Below are 16,174 nucleotides of genomic sequence, written 5' to 3' on the forward strand. Positions count from 1 at the left end.
AAAGCGTGATATCTAGCATGAGTTACTTGAAGCATAGGCGAATCTGTTGCGCGCTGTTACTACTAATTTCCTTTTTAGTAATGAACGGATGTACGAAGGGACAGGATTCTCCAACAGCAGAAAAAAATCATACGCTTTCTCTCCAAAATGACGATAAAACGGTTTCCTATTCGGAAAATTTGGATGCGTTATTGCAAAAACTTCATATAATCAACGATGAAAATAAGGATGATGATACCAGACAAAATAAGCTTGAGGAGTTCACACAGGAACTTAATTTGTTGTTAAACGAGCCTAAAAGTGTAGAGATGAAGGATGGAGAATTAGTAGAAAAGTTCGATAATAATCTCACTATCTTAACAGAATCGTTTCCGTTAAAAAGTGGGCAGCTAAACGTTAGGGTTATGAATTATAGAGCACCTAAAACGGTGACAGGTACGATCGGAGACAAATACACATTTATTCAGTGGTGGAGTACTAAGCAACTTGTACATGCCCAGATGATTGAGGATGGCGGGCCAGAATTGACTACAGACTTCGTGGTTCGAGATTCAGACCAAGGAATACAGTTGTGGTTAGGGGGGCATGTCTCCATCTATCATCCAGATCCCGTATTTGTTGAATTGTGGGAGTTGTCTGGACAAAAGTGGACGCAGAAAAGTATAGATGTAGGTAAGATGAAGCTCCCGGATGCGTGGGAACTGAACAAGGATATGAATGAGCCTATCATTTTTGAGAATCGACAACATGATAGCATGAGTATCGGAGTTTTAGACCACGGTGATGGTTTCTTCATAAACAGTGATGATTCTGAACAAAACCTTATCATTGAGTTCTCCAAAAGTGGAGAAGTCCGTATTGATTCCGAATATAGCACCGCCTTGAATACTCATAGTGAACGGCAAAGCTATGAACTCATTCAAGAGGAATATTCAAAAAATGGGATCGTGATTAAATACCCTCAAATTACAAAACTCAAGGATATTGCAAAGCAAAAATCTTTAAATCAAATTCTTAAGACCGAAGCTTTAGAAGGATTACACGATTATGCGGATTCCAATTCTGGAGTCCGTGTCGAAATTGATTATGAGATCAAACGACAAAGTGAACGATTCTTGAGCGTTCAATATATGGGTATTCGCTATGTGAAGGATGCAGCCTATCCTAATCATATTTTCTATACGACCAACTTGGATATGAAGCAGGCTTCAATATTAAGATTGAATGATCTAGTAAAGATCGAGAAACCTTTTATTGATCTTATAAGAAGCGGGAAATTCTCAGCTGTAGAGCCAGAACAAAAAGATTTACTTGGTAATCTTACTCAAGACGATTTAATTCTAGCATTAGCAAGCGCGGATGTGCCCGAAGGATCACCTGTGGAAGCAGGAATGGAATCGTTTAGTTACCTCACAAGTGATTCATTAGGAATTAGTATTCCTGTGGCTCATGTGGTAGGGGACCATGCGGAGTATGAGATTCGTTTTGCACAAATTCCAGAGAATATTAGGCGGAATGAGGAACTATGGAGTGAGCTAAGTTCTGTTGAGGATCATTCTGTTTTTACAGTTGGCGGTGAAAAATTGGATACCGACCAATATGAAGTTGAAGAGTCGCAGTCTTTTCACACTACTCTCGAAGGTTTTGGAAAAGTTCGGTTTGTATCCACATATGGGTATCCGGAAGGTTTTCGTAAATTCTTTTTCTTCCTATTGGATGACCAAGGACATATTCTTTATCCATTCCCCAATTTCTACGGGAACCGTGAGTGGGTTGCACGTTACGGAGGAGTAGAAGCAGTGGCCTTCAAGGATGTGAATAAGGATGGATTGAAGGATGTTATCATCATTGCCGATGTTGACAACGGGATTCATGGACCTGGTAGAGTTGATCAATTCCCTATAGCGGACATATATTTTCAGAAGAAAAATAAAACCTTTACCACGCTCCCTGCATTGGATCAGGCTCTCAACGATCAGGGACATAATCAAACCATTAAAGATGTCGTTCAATACGTTAGCAAACAACGGATTAACGTAAACTAACCGACAAAGAGGAGCGGTAACATGGGATATCCAATCATCAAGTATAATGGAACGGTTTTATCTCTTAAAAATCCGAAAGTTAAAGTTGTACAGAAAATGAATGAGCATGTGAAAGTCTTTTTGACAGGTGTGTTAACGGGTGCCCAAATGGAAGAGTACACAGATCATATGGAAGCAGGGGCGAAGTTAGTCGTTTCTTATGTGAATGATGATCAAAAGCAGAGTGTATTATTTAGGGGATTAGTCACGCAGTTCAGAATCAAGTTGGTGTCCAATGTAGCCTATTTGGTCGTCGAAGCCCTCTCCTATACAAGCCAGCTGGATGAAGTGCTTCATAGACAATCCTTTCAAAATGTAAAGATGAAGGTGCAGGCATTACTTGAACATGTACTCAAATCCTATCCCAAAGCCAATTGTACGAGCCGCTTAAAAGATCAGCTTTTACAGGAATTTACGATGCAATTCGACGAAACGGACTGGTCGTTTCTGAAACGTATAGCGTCTCGGCTTGGTTGGGGATTGATACCTGATCCGATTGGAGAAAAACCCCAGTTTTATTTTGGATTACCGGATGGTGTGAATCAAGGAGAGCTAAAGCAATATAACTACTCGATGACCAGAAAAGCCAAGCCAGGGGCCAGCAAGGACGACAATCTTTTATATTATAAAGTGCAGACGACTGGGGCCAAAGATATTCTGTTGCATATTGGCGCAGAGGTTAAATTCAAAGGGAAAACCTTATACGTCCTGAAGTCTGTTGCGTTTATACGGCATAGTGTCCTGTGGCATGAATATGTGCTGACGACAGCGGATGGAATGAAGCAGGATTTAATTTTAAATGAGAGCATTCGTGGCATCTCGTTGAAGTCCAAGGTTATTGGAATTGAACAGGATCATGTGAAGGTTTTCTTTTATGAAATGGATAAGGTCAAGCCGAACATCAAGGAAACCTTCGCTTTTCCAACGGCTACATTTTATACATCGGAAGGGAATACGGGATGGTACTGCATGCCAGAGTTGTTTGACTTTGTAGATATCTCCTTTCCGACCTCTAAAGAAAAGGACGCCATTGTAACTCACTCGATCCGCAAGAGATCCAAAGGCGGTGACTTTATTAAGGACCCGTCGACGAAGATCTTTATGACCAAGTACCGCAAAGCCATAATATTTGAGAAAAATGAAATTTTAATCACGGGGAACGACGATGAAGTGGTGATTCGACTGCTGGATGACCATGGAATTGAACTGCGGAGTAAAAAGGACATACGCGTTAAGGCCGATGGAAACTTAGTATTCAATGCGGGTAACACAATACAAGTCACCGCGAAGGATGCTATCGGTTTAAAATGTAAAACGAGTTTGGTAGAAATGGATGGCAACATCAAAATGACTGGAGAAAAGATAAAGACGCAGTAAATAAAACCACCAAGAGAAGGGGAAAGCATGGCTAAAGTAACTACAGGAGCAATCGTGAATGAGAAACCGCCGACCCAAGAAGATATGATTCAAGAATGGAAACGTAAAATAAGCAAAGGCGAATATCCTTTTATTCATGTAACTCAGCATAGTGCCAAAGGTGAAAAATGGTAAATATGACTAACGACGACTGAAAAAGGCTCCTAGAGAGCCTTTTCTGCAATCATGGTTCAATATTCTAATTCTTTTTAGGATTCCTACTATCGATGAACCAAGCAGGTCCTAATACATCTAGGACTTCCTTTTTTTTAAAATCGTAAGCGATGGATATCGAGTGATCTTCATGTCCTTTTATATAGCCGATTAGATAAATCGTGTTATTAACATAGCTACCTATATAGTCATAACTCTTAAATATGAAATCTGCCCTATAGTATTCCTTAATGTACTCTTTTCCAATAGGTATGCCTGTCCGAACGATTTCTTCTTTTTTGGCATTCGATGCGTACTGCATGTAATAGAAAACTCCTATCAGAATGACAAGTGATATAAGGACAAAAAGCCATAGTTGTTTCTTTTTCAAGTTGAAACATTCTCCTTAAAATTGAGCTAAATATGCTATACGCTTTCTTAGGAATAAGGTGCATTCTTATCTATAACCCTACTATCAATAAACCAATCCGGTCCCGTAACATTGACGATTTCTTTTGAGTCCAAGTCATAGGATATCCTAATTAAGTCTGTATCGTTTCCTTTTATATAGCCGTAAAGATGTACTCTTGCAAAGACACTGTTCTCTTCAATAGTGTAATTTTTTAATACGAAATCCGTATTATAGTGAGTTTTAATGTATTTAATACTGACAGTAGTAGCAGACTCCACTATCTCTTCCTCTTGAGCGGTAGAAAAACCACAACCGCCCAGAATGGTTAATATTATGATGAGAACTGTGCAACATTTAAGGATTGTGTTCATTTACGCAACATTCCCCTAACATGCTATTTTTAATTTAATGTGAACTACAACCAGAATGCAGTGAACAATGACTTGGTTCTATTTTTTTCTACAAATATCTCTCAATAACAGGAAGTATTATAATGATACTATTTCCTCATATTTAGGAAAAAATTATCTGTTAGAGGGCTGATTATTTGGATACAGGACTTGACTTTAGAATGGAAAAATAATCTTTTGGGGATAGCGGCTGTCAATGAACCAATCTGGTCCGGTTACACTAGACACTTCTTTCTTTTTAAAATCGTAAGCGATAGATATCGATTGGCCTTCATGCCCTTTTATATAACCGATTAGATGAACCGTGTTATTAACATAGCTGCCTATATAGTCATAACTCTTAAATATGAAATCTGCCCTATAGTATTTCTTGATGTACTCTTTTCCAATAGGTATGCCTGTCCGAACGATTTCTTCTTTTTTGGCGTTCGATGCATACTGTATGTAATAGAAGACTCCTACCAGAATGACACAAGTAATATAAAGACAAAAAGCCATAATTGTTTCTTTTTCAAGTTGAATTAATCTCCTTAGAATTGGAGTGAATATGCTACACGCTTTCTTAGGATAAGAAGCATCCTCATCTATAACCCTACTATTAATAAACCAATAACAAACCAACCCGGTCCAGAAACGTTGATCACTTCTTTAGTTTAATAAGTGTAGTGAATGGTAATTTTGCTGTTCTCGTGACCTCTAATATAGCGTAGTTTGTAGTGGGTAAGGTTGATGCCAATGGGAGTTGCGACATCTACATCTATAACTCTTTTTCTTGAGGTAATGAGAAACCGAATCCTGTCAGAATAAGCGGCGTCATAGAAATATTAGACACAACTTAAAAGGTATGTTCATTTACGTAATCTTCTCCTAACATACAGCTATAAAGTCCTAATCGTTACCAAAAATACAATCCTCTCCGACTTCGTTCTCATTTCTGTTTCGATTGATATTCGAAATAAATATAATGCATTATAATGATACTACTTCCTGAGAATGGAAGAGTAAGAGCCAATTTATTTACTGAATCTTACTTTAAGGAACGGATACGTCCTTCTTGGGTTCCCGACTATCGATGAACCATTCCGGTCCAGTCACGTAGAGCACCTCTTTTTTCTTATAGTCGTAATTTATTGAGATTATCTGGCCTTCATGTCCTTTTATGTAGCCACGGAGATATACGGTAGAGTTAACGTAACTACCAATAAAGTCGTTATTTTGGTATATAAATTCAGCATTATAGTATTTCCTAATATAGTCTTGCCCGATAGGTATACCAGCTTGTACTATTTCTTCTTTTTCTACAACCGATGCGTACTGCATGTAATAGAAAACACCTACTAGGATGGAGAGCAAGATAAGAACAGTAACCCAAAATTTCCCCTTCTTCAATAAATTATCTCCTTCTGGCAAAGTGAACAAACGAAAATCTGTTTTAAAAACCGTAACCCAATTTAAAATGATGTTCATCTGTGCAACTTTCACCTAACATGAAGTTATAAAGACCTACTCTATAGAAACTATATACTATGACCAGATATACTGTTTCCAATGACTTTATACTTATTTTTCCTCTCGGCTATATCCCTCGTAAATAGGATGCACTATAATGATACTACTTCTTAATCTGGGAAAAATTAGACGTTAATATTTATAATAGTCCTTCTCAGGAAGAAGGGGTCTTGAATTTGGGAACTTCGCTGTCGATAAACCAATCCGGCCCAGAGACGTCGATTACTTCTTTGGTTTTATAATTATAGTAGATGGTAATTTTGCTGTCTTCGTAACCTTTAATGTACCCATACAGATATATTCTAGAGTGGACAGCAGGATCATCTACAACATAATCCTTTAATATGAAATCGGCATTATAGTGTTCTTTAATGAACTCCACGCCAATAGGGGTGGCAACGTCTACTAATTCTTTTTTATCTTTGTCCGACAAACTGGAACAACCTCCTAAATACATAACAATTAAAATAAGCGCCAGAATCAGCGGGATTTTTCTATTCAAGTTACAATTCTCCTTTTCTGGTAATCACCTTTTTCATAACTCTATAATATATTTACACAATAGACAAGGTGGGAATAACTTGACCTACATTAACGACAAAACATATTGGACCATTGCAGATAAAGTGTATGACCGGGATTTGACTGCTAAAGATTCTAAAAGCAGGATTCTTCCTGACTGGAGGGTTGTTGATTTAGACGAGAAACTATTACATGACACGAATGGTTCTGGATTCGATGCGACCGTTTTTCACAATGAGAATAGCAATCAGGTGATCATAGGGTATAGGGGTACAGAACCAGGAGGAAGACCACTATGGAGTAGAATGATGGACATAGGAACAGACATCAACGACGTCGTGGGTGGACGAGCAAAAAACTTGAATCAAGTTCACGATTATTATGTAAATAATCAAGAAGAGATAAAAAAGCTCCCCCCACAGGTACAAGGCTCATTTCAACATTATGAAGCCCAGTATCAGGATAATCAATTTACAAAAGCCCAAACACTGTATGACGAAGTGAAGAAGAAGTACCCCGCTTCTGAAATTTCTACGACAGGCCATTCTTTAGGCGGTGCAGAAGCAGAATATATTGCAGTGAAAAATGGTTTATCATCCGTGAGTTTTGCTGCTCCGGGTATTGTACATTTATTGCCTGAAGATCTTCAAAAGAGGGTAAAAGCAGGAGAATTCAAGAAGACTAATGTGGCTTTTGCCCATCCCGGAGATAGCGTTGGTGGGGGGGCTACTAAAGCTAATCAACATGTGGGGGAAACGTATCATATTGGGAGTGATTATAAGACTGCCAATGTAGCCAAATTTACTATTCCTGTTTCAATTCCCTTGGAAAGAAAAACCGAATTGGAAAGACTTTTTCTTGGCTCCAAGTGGACTCCTATTGTTTATGTTCCGATTACATTGCCTATGATGCAGCAAGATGCATTCACCAAATTCTATAATTCTGTATTAGGTGGAGAGCACACTCATAGCATGGAGAACTTTACATTTGATGAAAATGGCAATATTAGCAATCCACTGTACACCATGGACGGTCAATTGGTGGAAGGTAACCCACGGGTGCAGGCATACGAACAAAGGCTGGCAGCGGAGGCGGAATTCAAAGAAGTCATGGGCGATTTGGTTGAACGCTACGGTGGACAAATGGGTGCCTTCGGGCAGTTTGCTGCTACTGCACTGGGTGTGAATTTGATGGGAGCAGGACAACAAGATGGTCGCGCTAATGGTGGGGCATATTTTGTGGGCAACAAAAATGGAGGCACAATTCAATTAACACCTGAGGAGCTAAAGCATGCTGCTAATCAGATGCGTTCCAGCTTGCATGGATTTTCCAGTGATACCCGTGCATCCATTCAGTTATTTCAGGCTCATATCGGGACAAGTGAAAGTCAGTCTTTGACCCCGCTTGCGCATAGTGCTACGGCGACACTGGATCGGATTAATCGCTGGTATCAGGAATCAATTACGGAGATAGCAGAATATATAGATCGCAAGGGTCAGGAATTCACGATGGTGGATCAGTAATAGATCAGCTGTAAGAACACAACAGGGGGCAAAAGAGATGGGCAGAATATCTTTGAGCCTGGGGGATCTACGGAGGGCTGTACAGCAATGCGAACAGCTAAAGCAGAGACTTCAGCATCAGGAACAGCAGATGAGAAATATATATGGTCGTCTGCATGAATGGCGGGGAGAATCAGCTGCTGAATTAACACGTAAAATGGAGGCGTTTCTCCAAGGAACCACGGTACGGATGCAAGAATTGGACGAGCATAAAGAACAGTTGAAACGTTATATTCGCAAAATGGAAGAAGCTGATCGGCGTGAGGAGAGACGTAAACGGGCTGCACAATGGTGATACAGGCGGACTGCAATAGTTAGGAGAACATCATGAAAGATCAAAATGCATTTGTCATTTTACTTATATTGAATATCGTTTATGGCTTAACGTTATTTGCCTATCCGGCCATGCTGATGGTGGTCGTATTTTCTTTCGATGCACCAACAGCTGGAGATTATCTCAGCAGTTATATTTTTGCCTATGTCATAATGAGCTACCCGATAGGAATATTCATATCATGGAGCTGTTGGTATTTTTATCATCGTTATGCTTTTAAGAAGGCATATATTATTGCTAACTTTATGCTGCTGTGGCTGGCTACTCTTGTAGTGTCCTCGTGGATTCAATCGGCTTTTTCTTGAAGGGGTTCCCATCTGGCCGGTCAGCTACATAACATAAAAAAACCGTACAACCGCTAGTAGACCTATGCGGGGTACGGTTAAATGCATTTAAGTAAAAACTACATATATAGTAGAAGGAAAAAAGTTTCCTCTGGAATGACGACGATAAAACCTTTGGCCAGAGATTTACCGGAGTCTACCTTAAATTACCCTGTGGACGAATATAGCAGCGTTCGGAAGCTTGAAGATGAGTTAAAAAAGGTGTAAAAATGTTGAAAAGCTACAAAGTTCGACATATTGTTCGCTTTTTCGCATCATATGTTATTGAATCAGGGATTTTTGTTTGCTATTTATCGTATATTTATGTATAATCTATCGTGTTGAAAGATTGATTGTACGTAATATGCTGATGAGGGTGGGTTCATTGACGCTGCTCGACAGTAACGAAAGCAAGAAGCGGATGTGCCAGATTTACAATGAAGTTTCAAAGGAACTGTTCGGCTTCGGGACCACGCTGCTGCGGGCCACCGTTGAGAACAACATTGTTACCTTTGTGGCGAAGCACCGGCGTTCTCCACGCTCGGCGGCATTGGAAGTGGAAGCCCCCGGCTTGAAGCTGGAAGTGGATTTCCGAATGTCCATGCTGTACAAGAAGAGACTTCGCGAGAAGCTGATTGAGGATATGGAGCTCGATATAGAAGCTTTACTGCGTGATTATGATTCAGCAACGCAGTGGGCTATTACGAACATCATTCTGAAGGAATCCTAATAAAATTGGATATTCGGCTTTTCGCTTCGGATCTATCTGAGGGGAGAACCTGTTATAACGCGCAGCGGGATCAACTTATTCTTTGTTTACGAAGAAAAGTATTCTTGTTTTACAAGAGTACTTTTCTTTTTTGTGTCATAAGGTGTGCATAATAAAAAAACAGGGGGAGTTTCATATGAAAAAATGGTTTAAAGGATTTGTGGCTGTGACCTTGGCATCTGTGGTACTGGCAGGATGCGGTAGCAATGCTACTGGTGGTCAGGCAGATGGAAAAGATGGCTCAGCTGATGGAAAAAAGAAACTAGTTATTTCAACATGGGGCTTTTCCGAGGACTTTTTTAACAAAGAAGTGTACGAGCCTTTTGAAAAGGAACATAACGTTGACATCGTAGTCGAAATTGGAAATAACGCAGAACGGTTGAACAAAATCAGTCAAGGCAGCACAGACGTCGATCTGATTTATCTGTCTGATTATTATGCTCAACAAGGAATTCAACAGGGATTGTTTGAGAAGCTGGATCGCAGCAAGGTGCCGAACCTGAACCAAATTTATGATATTGCCAAAGCACCGCTGGGTGAGGAGTATGGTCCTGCTTATACGGTTGGGCGTCTCGGTATTGCCTATAATCCGGAGCTGGTGAAAAAGAATGTGACCTCTTGGGCTGACCTGTGGGGCAATGAGTTCAAAGGAAACGTGACTCTGCCGAACATTACGGCGACTGCCGGACCAATGATGGTAGATGCAGCCTCCAAGGTAGCGGGGAGTAAGGAGTTTAATGAAGACCAAGCCTTCGGAAAACTGAAAGAACTGAGTCCGAATATCGTTAAGTTTTATAGTAAAACGTCTGAGTTCGTGAACATGTTTAGCCAGCAGGAAATTGCGGGCGGTCCGATTATGGAAATGTACTTCAAAGATTTGCAGGCGGCTGTGCCAGGAGCGAAATTTGTAGCCCCTAGTGAAGGTGCTTACGCAGTAATGAACACGATTAATGTAGTGAAAGGCTCCGACCAGAAGGAGCTGGCTGAGGAATTTATCAACTGGCAGCTGAGCAAGGAAGTTCAAGGAAAATCCGCCAAGGCAAAAGTTGATTCCCCGGTAAATACGCAGGTGGTACTGTCCGGTGCGGATACAGAGGGAATTACGTACGGTACAGATGTAGTGAACAAGCTGACCAAGCTGGATATGAAGTTTGTTAACGATCATATCAAGGCATGGACGGATCGCTGGAACCGGGAAGTTGCACAATAATGAAAAAGGTCATATTAGATGTAGATACGGGCATTGATGATGCGTTGGGTATTTTACTAGCGGCCAAAAGTGGTCAGCTGGATATCCAAGCGATTACTACGGTATGCGGTAATGTTTCACTTAAACAAGCAACATTGAACACATGCAAAATCCTCGACCTTTTAGATAGACCGGATATTCCGGTTTATCGGGGGGCGGAGGCTCCCTTAATACGTAAAGGCCTGCACGAGCATCGTGTCCATGGAGAAGACGGCATTGGAGGCGCATTGAGTGGAGTGGTCCCAGCGATGTCTGCGTCCGAAGGTTTTGCACCGGATATCATCATTGATACCGTGATGGCTCACCCGGGGGAAGTGACGCTCATTTGTACCGGGCCACTCACCAATCTGGCACTGGCGCTACTGAAGTGTCCCGAGCTGACCGATCACGTCGATGAGGTCATTTTTATGGGCGGTGTTATTCACGGATGCGGCAATATTACACCTGTAGCAGAGTACAACATGTATGCTGACCCTGAAGCCGCACGGATCGTATTTCATGCGGGATTTGGCCGGTTGATACAGGTGGGACTGGATGTAACACGGAAGGCGCTGCTGTCTGCGGACCATATTGCCCGTCTGACCCGCCCAGCAATTCGTAATTATGTAGCTGAAAGCACGGCTGTTTATACCAAGCGTTATGAAGAACGCAACGGGGTAAAAGCGTGTGCGCTTCATGACCCGCTTGCCGTGGGTGTCGCATTGAATTCGAGGTTAGTCGATACCTCGCTGTTGTATGTCGACGTGGAAACCTCCAGTCGCATATGTGACGGACAAACAGTGGGCGATGTACAGAACCGCCTCAATCATAGCCACAATATGAAAGTGTGCGAACAGGTGGACAGCGAAGCTTTTCTGGAGCTGTTTATCCAGGTGCTGAATAAGGAATAACATTTTGATAACCGCAAGGAGCTACCCATGAAGAAAACATACTTGTATTGGCTGCTGCTGCCAGGTCTGCTCTTTCTGGCGGTGTTCATGGTCATTCCGATTGTGTTGACGATCGGTTCGACCTTCGTACAGAACAGCTCATTCACCCTAGAAGGCTATCTCCATTTCTTCAAGGACCCTTATTTTCTGAAAATATTGCTGACTACGCTGGAAGTCAGTGTCGTAACGACACTCGTGTGCGTATTACTCGGCTTCCCGACGGCTTATTATATTTCGCAAAAGGCCCCGCGTCGTAAAGGGATTTTGCTAGCGCTGGCTATCTTCCCCTTGTTGACGAGTCCGGTGGTGCGGTCATTCAGCTGGATGGTCATTCTGGGCCGCAAGGGGCTGTTGAATAACGTGCTCATCGGTTTAGGGCTTGTAGATGAGCCGCTGAACATCTTGTATACTCCGGCAGCGATGATTATTGGTCTGGTTCATTTGTTTTTACCGCTGATGATTATTTCACTGATTGGTGTACTCGAAAATATCGACGGTGATCTTGTTCATGCTGCTCAGAGCCTCGGGGCCTCCAGATTCAGCGCATTTCGTAAAATCGTATTTCCGCTGTCTGTGCCGGGCCTGATCATTGGAAGCATTCTCGTTTTCGTGGGCAGCCTGACTGCATATACAACACCAGCACTACTTGGAGGAAAACAGCGGGTTATCGCTACATTTTTGTATCAGAACGCGATGACGCTAAACGACTGGTTTTTAGCTTCTGTTATTGCAACAATTATGATTGTTATTACATTTATCGTGGTCGGTCTCTTAAATAAGGCGGCCCATAAACTCAATCCGAAGGGGTAGGTGGATATGCGGGAGAAACATTACGGACTAGGCTTCTTTAGCCTGCTGGTCTTCATCTTTCTGCTCGGTCCGCTGTTGATCATATCGGTCACTTCTTTCGAGCCGGGCACGGTATTAAAATTTCCTCCGCAGGGCTTTTCCTTGCGCTGGTATGAAAATATTTTTGAAGTGGATTTGTTTATGTCCACGTTCAAAACGTCCATTGTCGTCTCTCTGCTAGGCAACATCTTGGCACTGCTGATCGGTATGCCTGCCGCTTATGCGCTTAGTCGTTTTTCGTTTCGCGGGAAGGATGCGCTGAATGCTTTGTTTCTCTCCCCGTTGCTTATACCGGGTATTGTGCTTGGTTTTACACTGCTACGCTATTTGATCATTGTTTATCATTTACCAGTATATGCTGGACTATTGATCGGACATACGGTGATTATGTTACCGTTCATTATTAGAGTCATTGCATCCAGTTTGTCTAACTTTGATTTTGCGATTGAGGAAGCAGCGCTTAGTTTGGGGGCTGGACGGCTGGAAACCTTTTTCAAGGTGGTTCTGCCCAACATTCGCTCAGGTATTATTGCGGCTATCCTGATTGCCTTTCTGGAATCATTCAACAATGTCGACATTTCCGTCTTCATGACAGGACCGGGCTTCAGCACCCTGCCCATTCAAATGCTGACTTACGTCGAAAATTATTTTGACCCGACGATTGCGGCGATTTCGGTTATGCTGATGATTTTGACCGGTATCCTGATGTTCTTGATTGAACGACTGATGGGATTGTCTTACTTCACTAAAAGGTAATGGAGGCTTCAACCTTATGGCACTGCTTACTCTGGATCGCGTATCGGTCGCTTATGACAACCAACTGATCTTGCAGGATTTCGATTTGCAGCTCGAACGGGGGCAATTGCTCTCGTTGCTCGGACCGAGTGGTTGTGGCAAAACGACCACACTTCGTCTCATTGCAGGATTTCTCGAAGCTAAACAAGGAACATTTTTGTTTGGTGATAAGGATTATACTCGGGTTCCGGTGAATAAACGGAACTTCGGCTTTGTATTTCAAAGTTATGCACTTTTCCCGCATTTGTCTGTTTTTGATAATGTTGCTTTTGGTCTGCGGTTACGCAAGGTAAAGGAAGATGATGTAAAGCGCCGCGTTATGAACATGCTGGATACAGTTAGCCTGGGGGGCTTTGAAAAACGTTTCCCCGGTGAATTGTCAGGCGGACAGCGTCAACGTGTCGCGATTGCGCGAGCGCTTGTGATTGAACCCGATCTGCTGTTGTTTGATGAACCTCTGAGTAACTTGGATGCTAACCTGCGTGTAAATATGCGTGTGGAAATCCGCCGTATTCAACAGGAACTGGGCATCACTACCGTGTATGTATCGCATGATCAGGAAGAATGTTTTTCAATTTCTGACCAGGTTGCGATTATGAACAAGGGGAACATCGAACAATTAGATGCTCCATCGACCATTTTTAAATATCCGACGACCGAATTTGTCGCCCGTTTTATTGGGTTTAATAATTTTCTAAGCTTTGACGAGCGTACTGAAGAAGGGGATCGTATTCGACTGAATACAGGCGATCTTTCGTTCGGCGTAGTGCGTAATCAGGGTACGGCCCAGCCGGGTGCTCGTCAGGGCGCTATTCGCCCGGATGATTTGGTCATTCGAACAGAAGGCAACGAGACAGGGGAAAATGAGCTTCCCGGTATTATTAAGGTAAGTACTTACCTGGGGCGTAGCTATCAGTATGTGGTAGAAACGGCGAAAGGCAACTTTACGGCTAATCAGGAAATGGATACGCCTTACCTGAGTGGTCAGCGGGTTACCCTGCATTTTCCGGCAGATAAAATGGTGCTGGTCCAATAATCAGCGGGTTCGATGAAGGAGATACATCATGCGTGCAGACAAAATGATTTTACAAGTTAAGGTGTATAACAGTTACTACAAGACGTTCGAAGAAGGTAATGTAGCTATACTTGACGGTAAGTTTATGTATATTGGTCAGCGTGGCCTAGAGTCTTTCGATGTGGCTGAAATTGTGGAGGGGCATGGGAAATATATGATTCCCGGCCTGATCGACATCCATTTGCATATCGAAAGCACAATGGTGACACCGGCAACCTTTTCCTATGGGCTGATTCGCAATGGGGTAACGACGATTGTACCGGAACCGCACGAAATGGCGAATGTTTTCGGATTGGAAGGCATTCAGGAAATGATGGAAGCCAGCAAAGATTGCGTGGCTGATATGTTCTATGGCATTCCAAGCTCTGTCCCGGCAACGCCGCTCGAAACCTCAGGTGGCGAAATTGGTATTCCCGAGATTGATGCCCTGCTGCAAACCGGCGAAATGATCTGCCTGGGTGAAATTATGAACTATGTGGATGTCATTCGTGATCCGGAGAGCAAGACGAATCGCATCTTACGCCATGTTCGTGAGCACTACCCGGAGCTGATCATTGAAGGCCATACACCGCAGCTGCTTGATCTGGACCTGCATCAGTTGATCTATGCGGGAATAGGCTCAGATCATACTCACCAAAGTATTGAAGGTATGAAGGCGCGGATGGCTGCCGGGATGTTTATTGAAATCCAGGAAAAATCCATGACCCCTGAAGTGATGGACTATCTTATTCAGGAAGATGTGGGACAGCATTTTTGCTTTGTAACGGATGATGTGATGCCAGACTCTTTCGTAGAGCGAGGGCATCTAAACCATATTGTAAGTAAAGCAATCGGAATGGGCATGAAGCCTGAGGATGCCATTTATGCAGCTACGTTTACTCCTGCTGCACGGATGCGAATGCATGACCGCGGAACCATTGCACCGGGAAAAATAGCTGACTTTGTACTGCTGTCCGATCTTGGTCAATTTGATGTGGAGCAGGTCTATAAGGACGGGCTCAAAGTATTCGATAAATTCGAGGAATACCATCAAGCACCGATAAAAAGCCGCTTCCCCGCCCATTTTTATCAAAGTGTGAAGCTCGATCCGCTCACGGAGCAGGATTTTACTGTAAAGATGGATGTAGCTGATGGTACACATCAATGCCGTGTTATGATGGTCAAGGATGGCTCAACTTTTACAAGCGAACGGATTGCACCTGCACATGTGGAGCAGGGTGAACTGGTATGGGAACATGGTGAACATGGACTCATCGCTACGTTTGAACGGTATGGCAAGAATGGCAACCGTGCTTACGGTTTGATCGGGGGAGATACGATTAAACGTGGGGCAGTGGCTACCACCTATTCGCACGATAACCATAACTTGCTGGTCGTAGGGCATAACAAGCAAGATATGATATTGGCTGCGAATACGGTTCTGGCCAGCCAAGGTGGCTTTTGCGTAGTTGAAAATGGCAATGTGCTGTCCCATTTGCCGTTAACCGTAGGCGGGATTTTAACAGAAGGACCGCTGGAAATGGTTGCAGCGCATGTAAAGGAGCTGCGTTCAGCCTTGCTCTCGCTGGGTTACCGCCATTACAATCCAATCATGTCGCTGAGCACGCATTCTTTGCCGGTCAGCCCAGCCTTGAAAATTACCGATCATGGTCTGATTGATGTAAATGCTGGCAAGGTTGTACCTTTAATTGTGGAATCTTCAGAGATACAAGAATAATAAAAGAGTCGACCCTCTTACGGGTCGGCTCTTTTTTGTCGTGGTTAGGTATGGAGGTAGGTTATG

At 42.7% G+C, this 16,174-nt stretch carries 18 protein-coding genes; 13 read left to right on the forward strand and 5 right to left on the reverse strand.

From position 1 onward, the window contains the following. The first annotated feature begins 17 nt into the window (after window positions 1-17). Genes AC5ELV_RS10500 through AC5ELV_RS10510 form a run of 3 tightly spaced genes read left to right on the forward strand, consistent with a single transcriptional unit; the run spans window position 18 to window position 3,635 of the window. The gene (locus AC5ELV_RS10500) at window positions 18-2,045 is read left to right on the forward strand and encodes a polysaccharide deacetylase family protein (protein ID WP_493430133.1); all 2,028 of its coding nucleotides are present in this window, start codon (window positions 18-20) and stop codon (window positions 2,043-2,045) included. 21 nt (window positions 2,046-2,066) lie between these two features. Next, entirely contained in the window at window positions 2,067-3,461 is a 1,395-nt protein-coding gene (locus tag AC5ELV_RS10505; RefSeq protein ID WP_493430134.1) for a hypothetical protein, read from the forward strand. A gap of 27 nt (window positions 3,462-3,488) precedes the next feature. After that, the gene (locus tag AC5ELV_RS10510; RefSeq protein WP_493430135.1) at window positions 3,489-3,635 is read left to right on the forward strand and encodes a hypothetical protein; all 147 of its coding nucleotides are present in this window, start codon (window positions 3,489-3,491) and stop codon (window positions 3,633-3,635) included. A 64-nt stretch (window positions 3,636-3,699) separates the two neighbouring features. Here the strand turns inward: AC5ELV_RS10510 and AC5ELV_RS10515 are convergent, their stop codons facing one another. The 5 genes from AC5ELV_RS10515 to AC5ELV_RS10535 all read right to left on the reverse strand — a co-directional run bounded on the left by AC5ELV_RS10515 (window position 3,700) and on the right by AC5ELV_RS10535 (window position 6,486). Beyond that, window positions 3,700-4,044, reverse strand: a complete 345-nt coding sequence (locus AC5ELV_RS10515; protein WP_493430136.1) for a hypothetical protein — start codon at window positions 4,042-4,044, stop codon at window positions 3,700-3,702. Window positions 4,045-4,091: 47 nt separating this feature from the next. Then, window positions 4,092-4,436 (reverse strand): hypothetical protein, encoded by a 345-nt coding sequence (locus AC5ELV_RS10520; protein WP_493430137.1) that lies wholly within the window; start codon window positions 4,434-4,436, stop codon window positions 4,092-4,094. Between the two features lie 195 nt (window positions 4,437-4,631). After that, window positions 4,632-4,973: a hypothetical protein gene (locus AC5ELV_RS10525; protein WP_493430138.1), complete on the reverse strand. Its 342-nt coding sequence runs from the start codon at window positions 4,971-4,973 to the stop codon at window positions 4,632-4,634. Between the two features lie 534 nt (window positions 4,974-5,507). Beyond that, a complete protein-coding gene (locus tag AC5ELV_RS10530) occupies window positions 5,508-5,864 on the reverse strand; it encodes a hypothetical protein (protein ID WP_493430139.1) in 357 nt (118 codons plus the stop codon). Between the two features lie 274 nt (window positions 5,865-6,138). Then, window positions 6,139-6,486, reverse strand: coding sequence for a hypothetical protein (locus AC5ELV_RS10535; protein WP_341056874.1), 348 nt, complete (start codon window positions 6,484-6,486; stop codon window positions 6,139-6,141). A 79-nt stretch (window positions 6,487-6,565) separates the two neighbouring features. Between AC5ELV_RS10535 and AC5ELV_RS10540 the strand changes: the two genes are divergently transcribed. The 10 genes from AC5ELV_RS10540 (at window position 6,566) to AC5ELV_RS10585 (ending at window position 16,108) form a co-directional block, all read left to right on the forward strand. Further along, on the forward strand, window positions 6,566-8,029 hold the full coding sequence (locus tag AC5ELV_RS10540; protein ID WP_493430140.1) for a lipase family protein: 1,464 nt from the start codon (window positions 6,566-6,568) through the stop codon (window positions 8,027-8,029). Window positions 8,030-8,066: 37 nt separating this feature from the next. Beyond that, window positions 8,067-8,363, forward strand: a complete 297-nt coding sequence (locus tag AC5ELV_RS10545; RefSeq protein ID WP_307351160.1) for a hypothetical protein — start codon at window positions 8,067-8,069, stop codon at window positions 8,361-8,363. A gap of 32 nt (window positions 8,364-8,395) precedes the next feature. Next, window positions 8,396-8,707, forward strand: a complete 312-nt coding sequence (locus AC5ELV_RS10550) for a hypothetical protein (RefSeq protein ID WP_493430141.1) — start codon at window positions 8,396-8,398, stop codon at window positions 8,705-8,707. Between the two features lie 403 nt (window positions 8,708-9,110). Next, entirely contained in the window at window positions 9,111-9,455 is a 345-nt protein-coding gene (locus tag AC5ELV_RS10555; protein WP_013373571.1) for a hypothetical protein, read from the forward strand. A gap of 175 nt (window positions 9,456-9,630) precedes the next feature. Further along, window positions 9,631-10,704, forward strand: a complete 1,074-nt coding sequence (locus AC5ELV_RS10560; protein ID WP_493430142.1) for an ABC transporter substrate-binding protein — start codon at window positions 9,631-9,633, stop codon at window positions 10,702-10,704. Then, window positions 10,704-11,633: a nucleoside hydrolase gene (locus AC5ELV_RS10565; RefSeq protein WP_493430143.1), complete on the forward strand. Its 930-nt coding sequence runs from the start codon at window positions 10,704-10,706 to the stop codon at window positions 11,631-11,633. The genes AC5ELV_RS10560 and AC5ELV_RS10565 overlap by 1 nt, the downstream gene beginning before the upstream one ends. 27 nt (window positions 11,634-11,660) lie before the next feature. Further along, window positions 11,661-12,482, forward strand: a complete 822-nt coding sequence (locus tag AC5ELV_RS10570) for an ABC transporter permease (RefSeq protein WP_013312457.1) — start codon at window positions 11,661-11,663, stop codon at window positions 12,480-12,482. Window positions 12,483-12,488: 6 nt separating this feature from the next. Beyond that, a complete protein-coding gene (locus tag AC5ELV_RS10575) occupies window positions 12,489-13,277 on the forward strand; it encodes an ABC transporter permease (protein WP_013312456.1) in 789 nt (262 codons plus the stop codon). Window positions 13,278-13,293: 16 nt separating this feature from the next. After that, entirely contained in the window at window positions 13,294-14,352 is a 1,059-nt protein-coding gene (locus AC5ELV_RS10580) for an ABC transporter ATP-binding protein (protein ID WP_493430144.1), read from the forward strand. Window positions 14,353-14,380: 28 nt separating this feature from the next. Beyond that, entirely contained in the window at window positions 14,381-16,108 is a 1,728-nt protein-coding gene (locus AC5ELV_RS10585; protein ID WP_493430145.1) for an adenine deaminase C-terminal domain-containing protein, read from the forward strand. Window positions 16,109-16,174 lie beyond the last annotated feature (66 nt).

The organism is Paenibacillus sp. NMA1017, assembly GCF_058895805.1.

Excerpts from the sequence above, each read along its gene's own strand:
- AC5ELV_RS10545 (WP_307351160.1), top strand. The coding sequence starts at position 8,067 with ATGGGCAGAATATCTTTGAGCCTGGGGGATCTACGGAGGGCTGTACAG.
- AC5ELV_RS10510 (WP_493430135.1), top strand. The coding sequence starts at position 3,489 with ATGGCTAAAGTAACTACAGGAGCAATCGTGAATGAGAAACCGCCGACC.
- AC5ELV_RS10505 (WP_493430134.1), top strand. The coding sequence starts at position 2,067 with ATGGGATATCCAATCATCAAGTATAATGGAACGGTTTTATCTCTTAAA.
- AC5ELV_RS10560 (WP_493430142.1), top strand. The coding sequence starts at position 9,631 with ATGAAAAAATGGTTTAAAGGATTTGTGGCTGTGACCTTGGCATCTGTG.
- AC5ELV_RS10575 (WP_013312456.1), top strand. The coding sequence starts at position 12,489 with ATGCGGGAGAAACATTACGGACTAGGCTTCTTTAGCCTGCTGGTCTTC.
- AC5ELV_RS10580 (WP_493430144.1), top strand. The coding sequence starts at position 13,294 with ATGGCACTGCTTACTCTGGATCGCGTATCGGTCGCTTATGACAACCAA.
- AC5ELV_RS10525 (WP_493430138.1), bottom strand. The coding sequence starts at position 4,973 with ATGGCTTTTTGTCTTTATATTACTTGTGTCATTCTGGTAGGAGTCTTC.
- AC5ELV_RS10570 (WP_013312457.1), top strand. The coding sequence starts at position 11,661 with ATGAAGAAAACATACTTGTATTGGCTGCTGCTGCCAGGTCTGCTCTTT.
- AC5ELV_RS10520 (WP_493430137.1), bottom strand. The coding sequence starts at position 4,436 with ATGAACACAATCCTTAAATGTTGCACAGTTCTCATCATAATATTAACC.
- AC5ELV_RS10500 (WP_493430133.1), top strand. The coding sequence starts at position 18 with ATGAGTTACTTGAAGCATAGGCGAATCTGTTGCGCGCTGTTACTACTA.
- AC5ELV_RS10550 (WP_493430141.1), top strand. The coding sequence starts at position 8,396 with ATGAAAGATCAAAATGCATTTGTCATTTTACTTATATTGAATATCGTT.
- AC5ELV_RS10585 (WP_493430145.1), top strand. The coding sequence starts at position 14,381 with ATGCGTGCAGACAAAATGATTTTACAAGTTAAGGTGTATAACAGTTAC.
- AC5ELV_RS10565 (WP_493430143.1), top strand. The coding sequence starts at position 10,704 with ATGAAAAAGGTCATATTAGATGTAGATACGGGCATTGATGATGCGTTG.